The organism is uncultured Psychroserpens sp. (assembly GCF_947501425.1).
Lineage (GTDB): Bacteria > Bacteroidota > Bacteroidia > Flavobacteriales > Flavobacteriaceae > Psychroserpens.
The window spans coordinates 106,020-122,432 of record NZ_CANMVN010000001.1; the positions used below are offsets into that span (position 1 = coordinate 106,020).

The 16,413-nt window shown below is 33.3% G+C and carries 15 protein-coding genes and 1 tRNA gene; 5 read left to right on the top strand and 11 right to left on the bottom strand.

The window, feature by feature from the left end:
• Position 1: 1 nt before the first annotated feature.
• A complete protein-coding gene (locus Q0951_RS00490; protein WP_299332835.1) occupies positions 2 to 2,008 on the bottom strand; it encodes a glutamine--tRNA ligase/YqeY domain fusion protein in 2,007 nt (668 codons plus the stop codon).
• A 221-nt stretch (positions 2,009 to 2,229) separates the two neighbouring features.
• Here Q0951_RS00490 and folB point away from each other — a divergent pair, with 221 nt between their 5' ends.
• Both folB and Q0951_RS00500 read left to right on the top strand, forming a co-directional pair.
• The gene (folB, locus tag Q0951_RS00495; protein WP_299332838.1) at positions 2,230 to 2,592 is read left to right on the top strand and encodes a dihydroneopterin aldolase; all 363 of its coding nucleotides are present in this window, start codon (positions 2,230 to 2,232) and stop codon (positions 2,590 to 2,592) included.
• A 90-nt stretch (positions 2,593 to 2,682) separates the two neighbouring features.
• Positions 2,683 to 2,753, top strand: a tRNA-Cys gene (locus Q0951_RS00500).
• Between the two features lie 367 nt (positions 2,754 to 3,120).
• On the opposite strand, the gene Q0951_RS00505 is transcribed toward Q0951_RS00500, so the two are convergent.
• The 8 genes from Q0951_RS00505 to Q0951_RS00540 form a co-directional block, all read right to left on the bottom strand.
• Positions 3,121 to 3,651, bottom strand: coding sequence for a hypothetical protein (locus tag Q0951_RS00505; protein ID WP_299332841.1), 531 nt, complete (start codon positions 3,649 to 3,651; stop codon positions 3,121 to 3,123).
• A 19-nt stretch (positions 3,652 to 3,670) separates the two neighbouring features.
• The gene (locus Q0951_RS00510) at positions 3,671 to 4,357 is read right to left on the bottom strand and encodes a LysE family transporter (protein WP_299332843.1); all 687 of its coding nucleotides are present in this window, start codon (positions 4,355 to 4,357) and stop codon (positions 3,671 to 3,673) included.
• A gap of 67 nt (positions 4,358 to 4,424) precedes the next feature.
• Positions 4,425 to 5,099, bottom strand: a complete 675-nt coding sequence (locus Q0951_RS00515) for a head GIN domain-containing protein (RefSeq protein WP_299332846.1) — start codon at positions 5,097 to 5,099, stop codon at positions 4,425 to 4,427.
• Between the two features lie 83 nt (positions 5,100 to 5,182).
• The gene (locus Q0951_RS00520) at positions 5,183 to 5,449 is read right to left on the bottom strand and encodes a hypothetical protein (RefSeq protein WP_299332849.1); all 267 of its coding nucleotides are present in this window, start codon (positions 5,447 to 5,449) and stop codon (positions 5,183 to 5,185) included.
• A gap of 10 nt (positions 5,450 to 5,459) precedes the next feature.
• A complete protein-coding gene (locus Q0951_RS00525) occupies positions 5,460 to 5,756 on the bottom strand; it encodes a heavy metal-binding domain-containing protein (RefSeq protein ID WP_299332852.1) in 297 nt (98 codons plus the stop codon).
• A gap of 65 nt (positions 5,757 to 5,821) precedes the next feature.
• Positions 5,822 to 8,053, bottom strand: coding sequence for an RNB domain-containing ribonuclease (locus tag Q0951_RS00530; RefSeq protein ID WP_299332855.1), 2,232 nt, complete (start codon positions 8,051 to 8,053; stop codon positions 5,822 to 5,824).
• A 197-nt stretch (positions 8,054 to 8,250) separates the two neighbouring features.
• Positions 8,251 to 9,726 carry a T9SS type A sorting domain-containing protein gene (locus Q0951_RS00535; RefSeq protein WP_299332856.1) on the bottom strand — a complete coding sequence of 492 codons (1,476 nt, stop codon included), beginning with the start codon at positions 9,724 to 9,726 and terminating at the stop codon, positions 8,251 to 8,253.
• A gap of 11 nt (positions 9,727 to 9,737) precedes the next feature.
• Entirely contained in the window at positions 9,738 to 11,435 is a 1,698-nt protein-coding gene (locus Q0951_RS00540) for a T9SS type A sorting domain-containing protein (protein ID WP_299332858.1), read from the bottom strand.
• A 620-nt stretch (positions 11,436 to 12,055) separates the two neighbouring features.
• Here Q0951_RS00540 and rpiB point away from each other — a divergent pair.
• The 3 genes from rpiB to Q0951_RS00555 are packed head-to-tail and all read left to right on the top strand — an operon-like array spanning position 12,056 to position 13,855.
• Positions 12,056 to 12,490 (top strand): ribose 5-phosphate isomerase B, encoded by a 435-nt coding sequence (gene rpiB / locus Q0951_RS00545; RefSeq protein WP_299332861.1) that lies wholly within the window; start codon positions 12,056 to 12,058, stop codon positions 12,488 to 12,490.
• 3 nt (positions 12,491 to 12,493) lie between these two features.
• The gene (locus Q0951_RS00550; RefSeq protein WP_299332864.1) at positions 12,494 to 13,399 is read left to right on the top strand and encodes a cation diffusion facilitator family transporter; all 906 of its coding nucleotides are present in this window, start codon (positions 12,494 to 12,496) and stop codon (positions 13,397 to 13,399) included.
• A gap of 12 nt (positions 13,400 to 13,411) precedes the next feature.
• On the top strand, positions 13,412 to 13,855 hold the full coding sequence (locus Q0951_RS00555; protein ID WP_299332867.1) for a GNAT family N-acetyltransferase: 444 nt from the start codon (positions 13,412 to 13,414) through the stop codon (positions 13,853 to 13,855).
• Here the strand turns inward: Q0951_RS00555 and Q0951_RS00560 are convergent.
• The gene (locus tag Q0951_RS00560; RefSeq protein WP_299332870.1) at positions 13,852 to 14,712 is read right to left on the bottom strand and encodes an OmpA family protein; all 861 of its coding nucleotides are present in this window, start codon (positions 14,710 to 14,712) and stop codon (positions 13,852 to 13,854) included. The two genes, Q0951_RS00555 and Q0951_RS00560, sit on opposite strands and share 4 nt — an antisense overlap.
• Before the next feature lie 65 nt (positions 14,713 to 14,777).
• A complete protein-coding gene (locus Q0951_RS00565; protein ID WP_299332873.1) occupies positions 14,778 to 16,412 on the bottom strand; it encodes a S41 family peptidase in 1,635 nt (544 codons plus the stop codon).
• Position 16,413 lies beyond the last annotated feature (1 nt).

Here is a 16,413-nt window from a genome sequence, read left to right on the forward strand (position 1 = left end):
ATTATAAAGCCTTAGCTTCTGCTACTAATAGCTCGTTTTTATCTTCTAGCGCCTTATCAATAAATGCATTAATATCTGCATTTCGTTCTTGTCCGTTTTTAAGCAAGACACTAAGTGTTAGCATGGTTGCTATCCGTGTTCCTACCTTTTTTGCAGCTGTATTAAACAAAGGTTGCAAATCTTCATAACTCACTTCTTCAGCAAGTTTTAAAATTTCAGCTTTTGATTTTTCCTGTTTGGCTTCAGGTACATTAGTGTATTTTTTACCTAGCTGTTTGATGACTTCAATTGCCGGGCGTTTTTGTTGCTGTGGTTTCGGCTTATTGTTTTGATTCTGTTGAGGTTTCGGTTTTTGTTTCGCCCATGAATCTCTTAATCCAACGGTTTTATTAAAAACTAAATGCTCTGCAGTTGAGTCATCATCCACATTAAAATAGCCAATACGTTGAAATTGAAAACGATCACCAATCTTAACCTCAGCAAGACTTGGTTCTACAAAAGCTTCGATTACTTTTAAAGAGTTTGGATTAATAAACTCCATAAAATCTTTGTCTTGATGACTATCGGGAGCTTCATCCATAAATAATCGGTCGTACTCTCTAACTTCAGCTTTTATAGCGTGTTGGATAGATACCCAATGTAGGGTTCCTTTGACTTTCTTTTCGGTATCTGTAGTGTAAGTACAATGAATTTCAGTAATGTTTCCTTTGTCATCCTTAACCACACGCTCACCTTTGATGATATAGGCATTTTTTAATCGTACCTCGCTACCTAATTTCAGTCTAAAAAATTTATTACTAGCTTCTTCTTTAAAATCGGCACGCTCAATATATAATTCTCTGGAAAACGGTACTTTTCTTGAACCAGCGTTGTCATCTTCAGGATTATTTTCAGCATCTAACCACTCTACCTTATCTTCAGGGTAATTAGTAATAACTAGTTTTACAGGATCTAATACAGCCATCACTCTTGGAGCTTTCTGATTAAGATCTTCTCTTACACAGAATTCTAAAAGAGAGACATCAATAATATTTTCTCGCTTAGCTACACCAACTTTTTCTATGAATTGACGGATAGATTCTGGTGTGTAACCTCGTCGTCGTAATCCAGAAATGGTTGGCATTCTAGGGTCATCCCATCCAGAAACAATACCTTGCTCTACAAGTTTGAGTAATTTACGTTTACTCATAATGGTATAGCTTAGGTTTAAACGTGCAAATTCACGCTGTTTTGGAAGCATTGGAAGCTCATTGGATGCATAACCATATACATGCTCTTTAAACCAATCGTAAAGCTCTCTATGAGGCTTAAATTCTAGAGAACATAACGAGTGTGAAATCTGTTCGATATAGTCGCTTTCACCGTGTGTCCAATCGTACATTGGATAAATGCACCATTCATCACCTGTTCTGTGGTGATGTTTTTTCAAAATTCGGTACATGATAGGGTCACGCATCAACATATTGGGATGTTGCATGTCTATTTTAGCCCGTAAGATGTGTTCTCCTTCATCAAACTCTCCATTTTTCATACGTTCAAACAAATCGAGGTTTTCCTCTACGCTTCTATTACGATAAGGACCATCAACACCAGGTTGCGTAGGTGTTCCTTTTTGTTCGGCCATAGCTTCACTAGATTGAGAATCTACATAAGCTTTTCCATCTTTAATAAGTTGAACAGCCCAGTCGTAAAGTGTATGGAAATAGTCTGAAGAATACAGCTCATTAGCCCAATCGTATCCTAACCAAGCAATATCACGTTTGATGGCATCGACATATTCCTGTTCTTCTTTAGCTGGATTGGTATCGTCAAAACGAAGGTTAACAGGTGCGTTATATTTTTGGCCCAGACCAAAACTAATACCGATGGCTTTAGTGTGTCCGATATGAAGATATCCGTTGGGTTCAGGTGGAAAACGGAAACGAAGTTTGTTTTTTGAAAGTCCGTTTGTAAGGTCTTCCTCAATGATATGCTCTATAAAATTGAGCGATTTTGTTTCTTCTGACATAAATTTATCTAATTTATTTTGTCAATTATATTGATATCAAAGCCTTTTAGCCTTGTATTAATATTTTCTGATATATAATATATTTTGTGATTCTAAATTGTGATAATCAACGTAAATTCAGGCTGTAAAATTAACTATTTTTTAGCTGAAATAGATTCAAGTATCATTTAAAAACGATGTCCATTACATTTTTAGGTATTTTTGAAAAATAAATACTGAATATGGGAATAATAAAGGTTAAAAACATACGTGTTTTTGCATATCATGGATGCCTAAAAGAAGAAACTAAAATTGGAAGTGATTATCGCGTAGATCTTGAGGTGAAGGCAAATTTAAAAACCTCAGCTAAAACAGATGAACTTACTGATACAGTAGATTATGTGCTTCTTAACAAGATTGTAAAAGAGGAAATGCAACACGCTTCCAAATTATTAGAAACTGTTGCTCAGCGTATATTAGATCGGATTTTTAAAGAAGATCACTTGGTAAATAAAGCCACGGTGAGTGTAAGTAAACTTAACCCTCCAATAGGTGGTGATGTGGAAAGCGTAACGATAAAAATGACCGAAAGACGAAAAAACTAGGGGTTTATGGTGTAAAATGGTAATTTTTTATACATTTGCCTTCCTTGTTTATCACAACTAAACGAGATTCCTGTTTTTACAGGACGTTATGGCATCTTGGCCGAGTGGCTAGGCAGAGGTCTGCAAAACCTTGTACAGCGGTTCGAATCCGCTAGATGCCTCTAAAACCTTCAACTGTTGTTGAGGGTTTTTTTTGTATCCTAATTTTTATGAAAAATTATATTTAAAATACTAGCAAAACCTTGTACAGCGGTTCGAATCCGCTAGATGCCTCTAAAACCTTCAACTGTTGTTGAGGGTTTTTTTTATGTACTAATTTTTATGAAAAATTATATTTAAAATACTAGCAAAACCTTGTGCAGCGTTTCAAATTCGCTAGATGCCTCTAAAACCTTCAACTTTTGTTGAGGGTTTTTTTGTATCCTAATTTTTATAAAAAATTATATTTAAAATACTAGTAAAACCTTGTACAGCGGTTCGAATCCGCTAGATGCCTCTTAATGCTTCAATAAAAGTTGAAGAGTGTAATCATGATTTTTTAATCACAAAATAGTCTACAATGAGCATGATACTTAGTAATAAAAATCCAATAGTAAGAATCAATGCTCCAAAAGGCCAATGTTGAATTTTAAAGAGAGCACCAATTATGATTAATGCTACAGCCATTATTGAGAATCCGTAATAAAAGAATTTTATAAAGCCATTGTCTTTTAATTTTCGTCTGGTAAAATAAGTAAGTCCTTCTTCTATGAACCACCAAACAAATAATATCAGCAATAGAAGTTCTAGAATATAAGGTATTTGTAATACATGAAAAGTTTTTACAGAATAACTAAATGTCCATAGCACTACCAAACCTAGTTTAACGTAATCGAGTGTTGCTTTTTCTTTTTTGTAAATAAATCGAATCAGATACAAAATCGTAATTGCTATGCTTCCAATGAGAACTAATTGTTGTGCATAGGGCCAGTGCATGATTTTAAAAAGCAAACCATACAATAGGATAATAACAGCGAGTCGTATTGGAAGTGTCAGGATTTTTTTTGGTGTTGTCTGCAAACGTTAAAGCGTATTAAGTTTAATTACTTATAGGGTTTACCTTTTCGATTTGCTCCTTACTTTTTTCATAAAGTTCAGGAAATAAGCCTTGTGTTAATAGTAAGATTCCAAAACCAAGTATCACCAATGCAATAATTTTTTTAGTCTTAAAGATTAATCGAGGTGTTAATTTATTCCTTAATCGTTTAGCTAAAGCTATTTTTAGTAGATCTGTTAAGAAGTAAACAGCTAGCATAGTGATGATGAAAATTAAAACACCATTTTTAGATTCTGTAATAGAACTTCCAATTACAATAAAACCAAGCCATCCAAGCAGGACACCAATATTAATAAAGTTGAGTAAGAAACCTTTAACGAATAGTCTTCCGTAGTCGTTCTTGGGAATTTCAACACGATGGTATTCTTTAACAATAGATCGAAATGATCTTGAGGTTTTAATGAAAGAAATAAATCCATAAGCAGCTAATAGCACACCACCAAAAATCAAGAAATTTGGATCATCTTTTATTTTATCAATCAGATTATTAGTACTGTAAAAAGCAACAAAAATAAAGACAATATCAGCAAAAATAACACCTAAATCGAAGATCAAAGCACTTCTAAATCCTTTGGTTGCACTCGTTTCAAGCAGTACAAAAAATACTGGCCCAATTGTGAATGCAAGGATAATTCCAAAGGGAATAGCTGCTAAAATATCATCTAACATAATAGGAAATAGCTTTCCTACAAAACTAATAAAAAAGAGGCGTTACTCAAGTAGTTTAGGTAACTGATTAGTTCATTCGCTTGATTCGACCACCAAGAGTTGTTCTCTCTTTAACATTATCTGGGTTTCCGTAGATAAAAATATCTCCTCCTGCAGTAACTCTGGCATCCACTGTTTTTGAAGCATTAACATCGGCCTCACCAGCTGCTTTTATAGTAACAGATGTGTTTTTTGTTTCAAAAGATTTGCCTTCGTAAATACCTCCAGTATTTAGTGTTATATCTTGAGAAATCGCTTTACCTCTGGTTTCAACAATACCTCCTGAGACTGCTTTAATGTCTACTTGGTCCACATCTAAACCTATTTTTAAGTGTGCACCTTCTTGGGCTCTGAGTTCAATTTGACTTTGCTCAATAAGTTCGTTAGATGTGATATAAGCACCTTCGTTACCATCTATGATATCTAAATCTGTGTAATACACAGAAACAAAAGTACGGTCACCATTAAAGATTTTATCTGTATTCATTCTTATTTTTAACTTTCCATCTTTATTAACTACCACTACGTCTTCTACATCGTCTCCTGTGATTTCCACTCTAGGCTCGTCAGATTTGATAAGGTTAACAACTATAAGGTCATAAACTTTCACTTCATTGAAATCGCCAACACCTTTTTCTTTAGGATTTTGAGCTGTTAATACTGAAGTTACGACTAGTAATGCGAGGGTTAAAAAAGTTTTCATCTTGATGTCTGTTTTTAATATTTACGTATGGTTTCAGTATTAAAGATGGTGCTGTAACTCATTTGTTACAGTTTTTATTCATTTTAATCCATACCAAGGTCATTGGTAAACGCGTGGTGCATCTTTATTTTATGTTTTGGTATTCCAGTAACCTTCTCAATAATTTCACGTATAACGACTTCAATTTCAAATATTTCTATTGGGTTTTTATTGGAATCGTGTTTAATTGTATCAAATACAAAATCAACTAAATGTTGAACTGTGGCTAAGTTTGCGGCTTCATTATCTGGAATTTCAATATCGTAATGATTTTCAACCATCATTATTAATTCAACAGTATCTAAACCCATTTTTAAAACATTAGGATACGCTTACAGCAGTGCCAGTTACAGATACCATAGCGTAATTACTTGTCATTAATTCTATTTCAACTTTAATACCTACAATTGCGTTAGCACCAAGTTCTTTAGCATTTTCTTTAAGTGTTTGAAAAGCGACCTCTTTAGTTTGATCAACACTTTTCTTAAAGTTTTTATAGTATTTAGAGACGCTAAAACCCATAGCTAATTTTTTTTCATTAATAGCTACACCTGTTACAATACCTTTATAATCTGTGATTTTAAATCCTTCTATTGAATTTGTTGTTGTTAGAATCATAGTCGTGTTTTATTGGTTCTAATGTATTCTAAAATGTGATTACTACAAAATTATGAGTTGAAGAATTAATGATCTTCATGTTTACCAATTAGTGTAAAATCTAAGTGTTTTTTAACAAGATCTGTGTTTTTAACTTTAACAACAACTTCATCACCAAGTTGATACATAGTTTTAGAATTTTTCCCAATCATAGCATAATGGTCTTCATCAAATGCATAATGATCATCTTTCATATCTCTAACACTAACCATACCTTCACATTTATTAGAGATGATCTCTACATAAATTCCCCAATCAGTCACGCCAGAAATCACACCAACAAATGCTTCATCTTTATGATCTTCCATAAAACGAATTTGCATGTATTTAATAGAATCACGTTCGGCTTTAGTAGCTAAATTCTCCATGTTACTGGAATGATTACATTTATCTTCATAAACGTCTTCACTAACCGATTTTCCACCATCTAAATAATGCTGTAATAAACGATGTGCCATGACATCTGGATAACGTCTGATAGGTGACGTAAAATGACTGTAATAATCAAAAGCTAATCCGTAATGTCCAATGTTATGTGTGGAATATTCGGCTTTACTCATGGTTCGAATTGTTAAGGTATCTACCAAGTTTTGTTCTTTTTTTCCAACCACCTCTTTAAGTAGATTATTTAATGAACTCGACACACTTTTTCTATCCTTAAAATTAAGTTTATACCCAAAACGACCTACTACATTTTGTAGAGCTGCTAATTTACTATCGTCTGGTTCGTCATGTATACGATACACGAATGTTTTCTTTTGTTTACCAATGAATTCGCCAACTTTCCTGTTCGCTAACAACATAAACTCTTCAATGAGTTTATTTGCATCTTTACTGGTTTTAAAGTAAACTCCAACTGGATTTGCTTCCTTATCTAAATCGAATTTCACTTCAACTTTATCGAATGAAATAGCTCCATGACTCATACGTTTGCGACGCATGATCTTAGCAAGTCTATCTAATACCATGATAGATTCGGCAATATCTTTTTTAGTCTCGTAGGACTTTCCGGTTAAAGACACTTCTTTAGGGATCTCTGTATTAATAACATCTCTCGACTGCGCTCGAGATGACAACTGATACTTTGGATTAGTATCAATAATAGCTTGAGCTTCTTCATAAGCAAAACGCGCATCAGAATAGGTTACTGTTCTTCCAAACCATTGATCTTTAATTTCGGCTTTATCATTCATATGAAACACTGCAGAAAAGGTATATTTCTCTTCGTGTGGTCGTAAAGAACAAGCGCCATTAGACAATACTTCTGGAAGCATTGGTACCACACGATCTACTAAATATACTGAGGTTGCGCGTTCAAAAGCTTCATCATCCAAAACCGTTCCTTCTTTCAGGTAATGAGATACATCTGCAATATGGATTCCTATTTCGAATAATCCATTATCAAGTACTTTGAACGACAGGGCATCATCAAAATCTTTAGCATCTTTTGGGTCAATGGTAAACGTGAGATCTTGACGCATATCACGACGTTTAGCAATTTCTTCTTTTGTAATTGAAGTATCTAATGAGTTCGCATAGTCTTCCACCTCATGCGGAAATTCATTAGGTAATCCATATTCTGCAAGAATAGAATGGATCTCTGTATTGTGTTCACCAGGTTTTCCAAGGACTTTTAAAACTCGACCGTAAGGTGAATCGGCTTTCTCTGGCCAGTCTTCAAGAGATACCAATACTTTATCACCTTCTTCGGCTTTATTGATCTTATTGATTGGAACAAAAATATCGGTGTGCATTTTGTTGCCATCCGGAACTACAAAAGCGTAATTTTTATGGATTTGAATCACACCAACATATTCGCTCTTAGCACGTTTAATGATGTTAGTTACTTCACCTTCTAGTTTACCTCGTTTTCTACGTTTATACGCATAAAATTCAACCTCATCACCATGAAGTGCTTTATTCATATTATTTGAAGCAATATAAACATCGTCTTCAAAATCGTCACTGATAATATATCCAGATCCTCTTGAGGCCATATCCACAATACCAATATGATATTCGGTATTGATAATAGCTTTAAATTTCCCACGATCTACTTGTTCAATTTCCTGCTTAGCTGCAAGTTTAGCTAAGGTTTTTATAATTTGATTTCTACTACTAGCATCATTAACGCCAAGCTTAGCAGCAATTTGTTTATAGTTAAAGGATTGGTTTCTATCTTTTTTTAAAATACTTAGAATTGTATTTGTAAGATTTGAAATCCCTTTTTTGGATTTCCTTTTTTTCTTTTTTGTCATTATAATTTGTAATCATTTTCGTTTCCTAAAAGTGTTAGGAATTCTTTCTAAAACAACTTAATTCAAAGCGAAGAGAAACAATTAAGTTTCTGCAAATCTACGGTTTAATTATTTAATGATGTATTCTTTGTGTTAAATTAATGAAAAAGACCTGTAAACTTTACAGGTCTTTTGGATATATTTTATTTGATATTTGATTAGTCTATAATTAATTGTTTCGTTGATTTTCCTTGGTTAGTTATCACCTCAACCACATAAGAACCACTGGATAATTTTGACGTATTTACGGTGTATTCTTTAGAAGTTAATACCTCTTGTCCTAACAGATTATACACAGTGACTTTTTCTAATTGTACTGAAGTATCTAACTGAATGGTGAATTGTATTTTTGCAGGGTTTGGGTAGAGTTGTAAAGTTTGTAACACCAGATCATTTGTAGATAGAACTGTTGTTAAATCATAAACTCGTACGTGACCTGTAAAACTAAAGCTTCCTAAACTGCCATTATTAAAAGGTGCTCCTGTAGCAACTATAGTTCCATTGAAATTTAAACTTACAGATTGTCCTGTTTGATCACCTGCAACTTCCCCATCTATGTCAATACCTATTTGCGTCCAGGTTCCTCCCTGATTCTCATAAATACGTACATGTCCGGAATTGTTGCCATTTCCATCATTTCCTGATGCTCCTATTGCTACAATAGTTCCATTAGAACTTAACGCTACTGATGCTCCTGAGTTATCATTAGAAGCTTCCCCATCTATGTCAACACCTATTTGCGTCCAGGTTCCTCCCTGATTTTCATAAATACGTACATGCCCGGAATTGCTACCATTACCATCATTCCCTGATGCTCCTATTGCTACAATAGTTCCATTGGAATTTAAACTTACAGATTGTCCTGTTCGATCACCTGCAACTTCTCCATCTATATCTGACCCTATTTGTATCCAAGCTCCTCCCTGATTCTCATAAATACGTACATGCCCGGAATTGCTGCCATTACCATCATTCCCTGTTGCTCCAATTGCCACAATAGTTCCATTGGAGTTTATACTCACAGAACCTCCAGATAAATCACTTGGATTTTCACCATTAATATCTTGACCTATCTGAATCCATATTCCTCCTTGATTTTCATAAATACGTACATGTCCTGAATTATTGCCATTTCCATCATTTCCTGATGCTCCTATTGCTACAATAGTTCCATTAGAAGACATTGATATACTACTCCCAAAATTATCATCATTAGCGTCTCCATCTATATCTGACCCTATTTGTGTCCAAGCTCCTCCTTGATTTTCATAAATACGTACATGTCCTGAATTATTACCGTTTCCATCATTTCCTGTTGCTCCCACTGCAATTATACTGCCATCTGAATTTAATGCCACTGAATTAATTCCATCTCCTGAAGATTCTCCATTAATGTCACTTCCTATTTGAGTCCATGAGCCTCCCTGATTTTCAAAAATTCGCACATGTCCAGAATCTAATCCATTCCCGTCATTTCCAAATCCACAGATAGCAACAATATCACCATTATCATTTAATGCTATAGAGCTACCTGATACGTCATCAAAAGCTTCTCCGTCTATATCTTGACCTATTTGAATCTGGCTCAATCCAAAAAAAGGAAGTATTAAAAAAAGTAGTGTAATGTGTTTCATAGCATGAATATTTAATTTTTTATTAATTGTTTCGTTGATTTCCCTTGATTTGTTGTCACTTCAACCACATAAGAGCCGCTTGATAATTTAGAAGTATCTACTGTATATGCTTTAGAAGTCAATACTTCTTGTCCTAAGCTATTATAAATAGAAATTTTATCTAATTGTACTGAAGGATCTAACTGAATGGTGAACTGAGTTTTAGCTGGATTTGGGTAGAGTTTGAAATTAAATAAGCTATTTTCTTCTAATCCTAATGAAGCATTCACTAAATCTATAATAAACTGAATCTCTAAAGCTGTAGGACTATTTTCATCTGCATAAGTCCCGTTGTCTAAAGCTGTGGTATAGTTGACGCCATCTATTGCTCCAGAAACACCACTAATACTATTTAACTGAGACGCTGTGATGCTGATGTTGTTTATATTTCCAGCAATATCTTCTATAACTTCTTCAAAAGCAGGTATTGAAAGCAATAAATCATCAATATTAAAAACTCTAGCACGACCATTTGGTATATTAGAATTTCCTCCACTAGCAGGTGAACCAATAGCTAGAATTGACATATTCTCTGATATATCTATACTATTTCCACTGAGTTCAAAGGTATAATCTCCTAAAATACTTCCTAGTTCTACCCAACTATCATTAATATTTTTATAAACATATGTTTTACCAATTGAACTGTTAAAACCTGGAGCACTAGCAATAAGAATTGAGCCATCTAGTGATAAACTTAAACTTTTTCCGAATTTATTAAAATTATCTTCTCCTGCTAATGTTTGTCCTACTTGTACCCAAGTATTACCTGTGTATTGATAAACTTTTACATATCCTAATGAAAATGTAGTTTCTGTATTACCTGTTGAAGCAGCAGCAAAAAATGTATTGCTAGCAGATAAAGCAACTCTTCCTCCAAAACGATAAAAATCACCATCTCCATCAATATCTTGTCCTTTTTGAGTCCAAACTCCTGAAATATTCTCATAAACTCTTACATGTCCTGCATCATCTCCATTTCCATTATTAGTTTCAGAACCTATGATAATTGTTGATCCGTCAGGTGATAAACTTATAGATCCACCATCAAAACTAGATCCAGAATTATCGCCAATTCCTTCTCCTATAATAGAACTGCCTATCTGAGACCATGTACCATTAATGTTTTCATAAATATTAACATATCCCTTACTTCCATTAATAATAGCTCCACCTCCTACAGCTAAAATAGAACCATCTGAAGATATGTCAATACTTCTACCAAACATATCATTTGAACCTACACCATCAATATCTTGTCCTATTTGTGTCCAAACTCCTGAAATATTTTCATAAACTCTTACATGTCCTGAATTGAAACCATTTCCGTCATTTTCTGATGCTCCAATAGCAATAATGTTACCGTCAGCAGATAAACTAAGGTTTTCTCCAGACCTATCTACAGCTGCTTCCCCATTAATATCCTGACCTATTTGGGTCCAAACTCCAGATATATTTTCAAATACGCGTACTTGTCCAGCTAAATTTCCACCAATATTATCACCTAAACTTCCTGGGGAACCTACAGCAATAATTGAACCGTCTAAAGATATGCTTATTGCTCTACCGGCTAAATCTGAATAATCTTGACCATCAATATCTTGTCCAATCTGAACCTGACCTAATCCAAAAAAAGGAAGTATTAGAAAAAGTAAAGTAATTTTTTTCATAAGAGTCTAAATTTTCCTACAATATATAAATAGTAACTTATTTAAACTTTATTTTTTTACTTATTAACACATATAACTATATTATCTTTTTTCTTTTAAAATTTAAAAAATAAAATGATGGTTATTATAGTCTGTTAATAGTGGAGATAACTTTTTTAAACTTTGTTTTGATATGTAACTTATATATTTCAGTTAATACGTAGTTAACATTAAATTTACATTCAACTTACTCATTTTAAAAGGAAATCAGTATTCTATTAACAGCTGTTCATAACTACTGTTGACAACTAAAATTTAATAAGTATTTAAAAAATTACTGTTGGTATCTCAAGATATCATTGCTGATAACTCGACTAAAAAAAACAACTAACTTTTTTGGTCATCACAATTCAGTTTTGGTTTGAAAAAATTATCAGATAATCCTAATAAAAGTTATAACTACTTAAGAGAAGATATCAACAAGTAATGCATACAAATTACTGTAGAAGTTAACAGCTCTTATTTCTGAATACAAATAACACATCATCAAACTTAATTAGTATGAATAACTAAGTGATATATCCTTGGTATTATTTATAAGCAATTGTTAACTTTAAGGTTTTAAACAACACCCTAAAAACATGACCATTTCAATAGGTAACGATCACGCAGGAACAGAGTATAAACAAGCTATTGTAGCACATTTAGAAGCTAAAGGTTATACGGTTAATAACTACGGAACAAATTCAAACGACAGCGTAGATTATCCAGATTTCGTACACCCTGTAGCTAATGATGTTGCAGATAAAAAAGTGGATTTTGGAATTTTAATTTGTGGTAGTGCCAATGGTGTGGCTATGACAGCTAATAAACATCAAAAAGTACGTGCTGGAATTTGCTGGACCAAAGAGATCACTGAATTAACTAGACAGCATAATAATGCGAATATTTGCTGCATTCCTGCTCGTTTTACTGCGTTGCAGCAAGCTGTTCAAATTGTAGATACTTTTTTAACCACTGACTTTGAAGGCGGACGACACCAAAACCGCGTGGATAAAATTCCTATTCAATGTTAATATATGGGGCATTCGCACTCACATACGCACTCCAAAGTAAAAGATAGAAATTTATTCATTTCTATTCTTTTAAATATTTTAATTACTGCTGCGCAAATCATAGGAGGTGTTGTTTCGGGTAGTTTAGCTCTATTAAGTGACGCACTTCATAATTTTAGCGATGTTATTTCTCTTGTTGTTAGTTATATAGCTTCAAAATTATCCAGACAGAAAGCATCTATCCATCGAACATTTGGTTATAAACGTGCCGAAATTTTAGCAGCATTTATAAATGCATCTACACTAGTTATTGTTGCTGTTTTATTAATTATTGAAGCCATTAAACGTTTTAAAAATCCTGAGGAAATTGAATCTAATTTAGTAATATGGTTGTCTTTAATAGCAATCATAGCCAATGGATTAAGCGTACTTTTATTAAAAAAGGATGCAGATTCTAATCTTAATATGCGGTCAGCATATTTACATTTATTAACCGATATGATGGCGAGCATAGCTGTTTTAATTGGTGGTTTATTAATGAAATATTATCAACTATTCTGGGTAGATAGTGTACTAACTTTTTTAATTGCTCTGTATTTAATTTGGGTTGGTTATGATCTTCTTAAAAAGTCTACTAAAATTCTTATGCTTTTTACACCAGATCAAATCAATATTAAGGAAGTTGTGAGAGTTGTTAATAAATTACCAAAAGTTAATAAATTACATCATGTTCACGTATGGTGTCTTAACGATGATGAATTGCACTTAGAGGCACATTTAGACTTAAAAGAAAATATTACAATACATGAATTTAATAGTGTGCTTCGAGACATAGAAATACTATTACACGATAAATTCGAAATCAACCATATCAATATCCAGCCAGAATTCAATAAATCTGATTCTAAAGATGTTATTGTTCAGGATTAGAATAACAAACCAATGCTAGAGATAAAAGTTAAAACCTTTCAAGAGCTAACTACACAAGAGTTATATGATTTGCTTCAGTTAAGAAGTGAAGTCTTTGTAGTAGAGCAAGACTGTGTCTATCAGGATATAGATGGAAAAGATCAAAAGGCGCTTCATGTAATAGGTTTTAAAAATCAAAAAGTAATAGCTTATACCAGAATTTTTAAACCAGGAGATTATTTTACACATGCGAGTATTGGTAGAGTAGTGGTTGCCGAAAATGAACGAGAACATAAATATGGTTATGATATTATGAATGCTTCTATTGATGCTGTCAAATCTCATTACAACGAAACCACCATAAAAATTTCTGCACAAACATACTTAAAGCATTTTTACAATAACCTGAATTTTTTTGAAGTAGGAGAGGAGTACCTTGAAGATGGTATTCCACATATAGGAATGCTTAGATCTTAATTGTTTCTATTTCGGGTTTCACCAACATATGTGATTAAGATTTCTACGCGTCTGTCTAATTTTGGATCACCACCAAGTGGAAATTTTCTACGCATTCCAACGTACTTCATACGTCTGGTGCTTACTCCTTTTTTTGCTAGATAATCATAGATGTACTTTGCTCTGGCAACAGAAAGATTACGTTTTTTTGTCTTGCGATCAATTGCATCTCTACTGTTTTTTGTACAACACACATGACCTTGAATAGTAAAGTAAATATCTTTTCGTTCTACAAGTATATCGGCAATTTCTTTGAGCGTTTCCTTTGATTCAGGTAATAATTTACTGTAGCCAGTTTTAAACAGAATATTATTGAGTTTAAATTTGTCACCAGCTTTTAATTCTCCTTGTAAGATTTCTTTTGCTTCACGTTTTTTTGCATCTACAACCTCAGGAGTTTCTTTTGGTTTTGGAGGAAATACAGAAGATACTATAATCTCAACCTTACGATTAAGACCTCTAATTTTACTAATATCATCCTCTTTAACTAACCTAAGTAATATTTCACCTTTACCATCTACATTTGTAATTACAGATTCATCAAACTCATTATTTGAAAAAATAGTTTTTATAGAATTCGCCCTGTCTTGAGATAACTTAAGATTATATGTATCACTTCCTCTATCGTCTGTAAACCCATAGATAGATATTTTAGCAATATCCATACCTTCTATTTCAGATAAGAACATCAACAATCTATTGTGTTCTGTTGGAGGAACTTCAAACTTATCGGTTTCAAAATATACCTCATGTTTCATCTCCTTTTGAGCCAACAAAAGTTGTGAAATTAATAGTAATATGAGTGTTATATTTTTCATTTATGATGTTTGAAGCAAGAATTAAATATATATTATTTTAATGTTTTCATCAAATTTTGTCGATATCAATCCAGATAACTCAGGTAATTTGAAGGGTTTTTTAAGATTTCAACACCTTTCTGGATTTCAAAATTATTAGCCACATAATACTCGTAAAGACCTTCACGATAGAAATAGCGCTTTACTATTTCGTCAGATAACAAAGACAATAACTGTGCTTTATTTTCATCTATCGCTTTATTTTTATAATTATTAAGAGATGAAATCAAATTGGAGTAATCGGTATTAATTTCGTTGTTTAATTGTTCTTCTTTAGCAACTGCAAGCGCACTGGCAAAAGCCTTTTCGGTTTGTGTTTCAAAGCTGAAATTATTTCGAGATAAGAAATTTTTAAAATCATTAAAATCAGAATCACTCAACGTAAAATTTTTAAAATCTGTAAGGTCATTTTTATAATAGTATTCTGTTCCGTATTTAAAGATCAGATTTTCATTGATGATCGCTTTTGTGATGGAGCTTAATTTTGTTTCGTCTAATTCAAGGTCAGGTTGTACGCCACCACCATCATAAACGGTTCTCCCTTTTTTGGTTTTAAAAGCGTTATAATTTTCCTGTTTTACACGTGTAGCTTTACCATTTTCATCGCGATTCCAATAATCTAAAGCCTGAATACAACGACCTGAAGGTGTGTAATATCTTGAAATGGTGATTTTCATTTGAGTCCCATAGGTTAATTTTTTAGGACGCTGTACTAATCCTTTACCAAAACTTCGCGCTCCTATAACAACAGCACGATCCAGATCTTGTAAAGCTCCAGAGACAATTTCACTTGCTGAAGCACTGCTTCCATCAATTAAAACAACTACTGGGATTTCAGTATCTATAGGCTCTTTAGACGTATAGTAGGTTTTATTATATTTCTTAACCTTTGATTTTGTGGTCACTACTAGTTGATTTTTTGGCACAAAAATATTAGTCACATTTACAGCCTCTCTAAGTAGTCCTCCAGGATTTCCGCGAAGGTCCAAAATCAGTTTTTCAGCACCTTGATTTTTTAAGGCGCGAATTGCGCTAATCGTTTCCGAAGATGCTTTCTCGTTAAATTTCCGAAGCACTACATATCCAATATTATCATTTACCATAGAGTAATGAGGGACAGCGTGAATATCAACCGCTTCTCTTTGGATGGTCGCCGTTTTTGTTTGTCCTTGCCTGATGTATGTAACCTCAACCGAAGTACCAGCAGCACCTTGCAACAAATTACCTGCGTCATCTTTGAAATCGGAAACCACTACATTATCAACTTTAATGATTTCATCACCTGCTTTAAGGCCTGCTTTATCAGCTGCATAATCTTTATAAGGCTCAACAATAACCAATTTGTCTTTTAGTGTTAACACATTAGCACCAATACCAGTATAGTCGCCTGCATTATTAATTCTGGACGCTTCAACATCTTGTTCGTTATAGTAATTAGTGTAAGGATCTAAATCTTCAAGCATACTTTTTATAGCAGTATCCATAAGATCACCAGGATTGGTTTCATCTACGTAATTCATGTTGAGCTCTTTAAAAAGCGTTGTGAAGATTTCTATTTGTTTAGCAATTTCAAAAAAATCACTTTTAAAGGCTGTTCCGCTAAAGAAAATGGTTAAAGCAAAAAGCGGAATTAAAATGCGTTTTTGTAGTAGTTTTCGCATG

Coding starts and splice junctions, on each gene's coding strand:
- Q0951_RS00515 (WP_299332846.1), bottom strand. CDS start 5,099: ATGAAAACTTTTTTAACCCTCGCATTACTAGTCGTAACTTCAGTATTA.
- Q0951_RS00555 (WP_299332867.1), top strand. CDS start 13,412: ATGCTAGAGATAAAAGTTAAAACCTTTCAAGAGCTAACTACACAAGAG.
- Q0951_RS00560 (WP_299332870.1), bottom strand. CDS start 14,712: ATGAAAAATATAACACTCATATTACTATTAATTTCACAACTTTTGTTG.
- Q0951_RS00540 (WP_299332858.1), bottom strand. CDS start 11,435: ATGAAAAAAATTACTTTACTTTTTCTAATACTTCCTTTTTTTGGATTA.
- Q0951_RS00565 (WP_299332873.1), bottom strand. CDS start 16,412: ATGCGAAAACTACTACAAAAACGCATTTTAATTCCGCTTTTTGCTTTA.
- Q0951_RS00520 (WP_299332849.1), bottom strand. CDS start 5,449: ATGGGTTTAGATACTGTTGAATTAATAATGATGGTTGAAAATCATTAC.
- Q0951_RS00510 (WP_299332843.1), bottom strand. CDS start 4,357: ATGTTAGATGATATTTTAGCAGCTATTCCCTTTGGAATTATCCTTGCA.
- folB (WP_299332838.1), top strand. CDS start 2,230: ATGGGAATAATAAAGGTTAAAAACATACGTGTTTTTGCATATCATGGA.
- Q0951_RS00550 (WP_299332864.1), top strand. CDS start 12,494: ATGGGGCATTCGCACTCACATACGCACTCCAAAGTAAAAGATAGAAAT.
- Q0951_RS00490 (WP_299332835.1), bottom strand. CDS start 2,008: ATGTCAGAAGAAACAAAATCGCTCAATTTTATAGAGCATATCATTGAG.
- Q0951_RS00530 (WP_299332855.1), bottom strand. CDS start 8,053: ATGACAAAAAAGAAAAAAAGGAAATCCAAAAAAGGGATTTCAAATCTT.
- Q0951_RS00535 (WP_299332856.1), bottom strand. CDS start 9,726: ATGAAACACATTACACTACTTTTTTTAATACTTCCTTTTTTTGGATTG.
- rpiB (WP_299332861.1), top strand. CDS start 12,056: ATGACCATTTCAATAGGTAACGATCACGCAGGAACAGAGTATAAACAA.
- Q0951_RS00525 (WP_299332852.1), bottom strand. CDS start 5,756: ATGATTCTAACAACAACAAATTCAATAGAAGGATTTAAAATCACAGAT.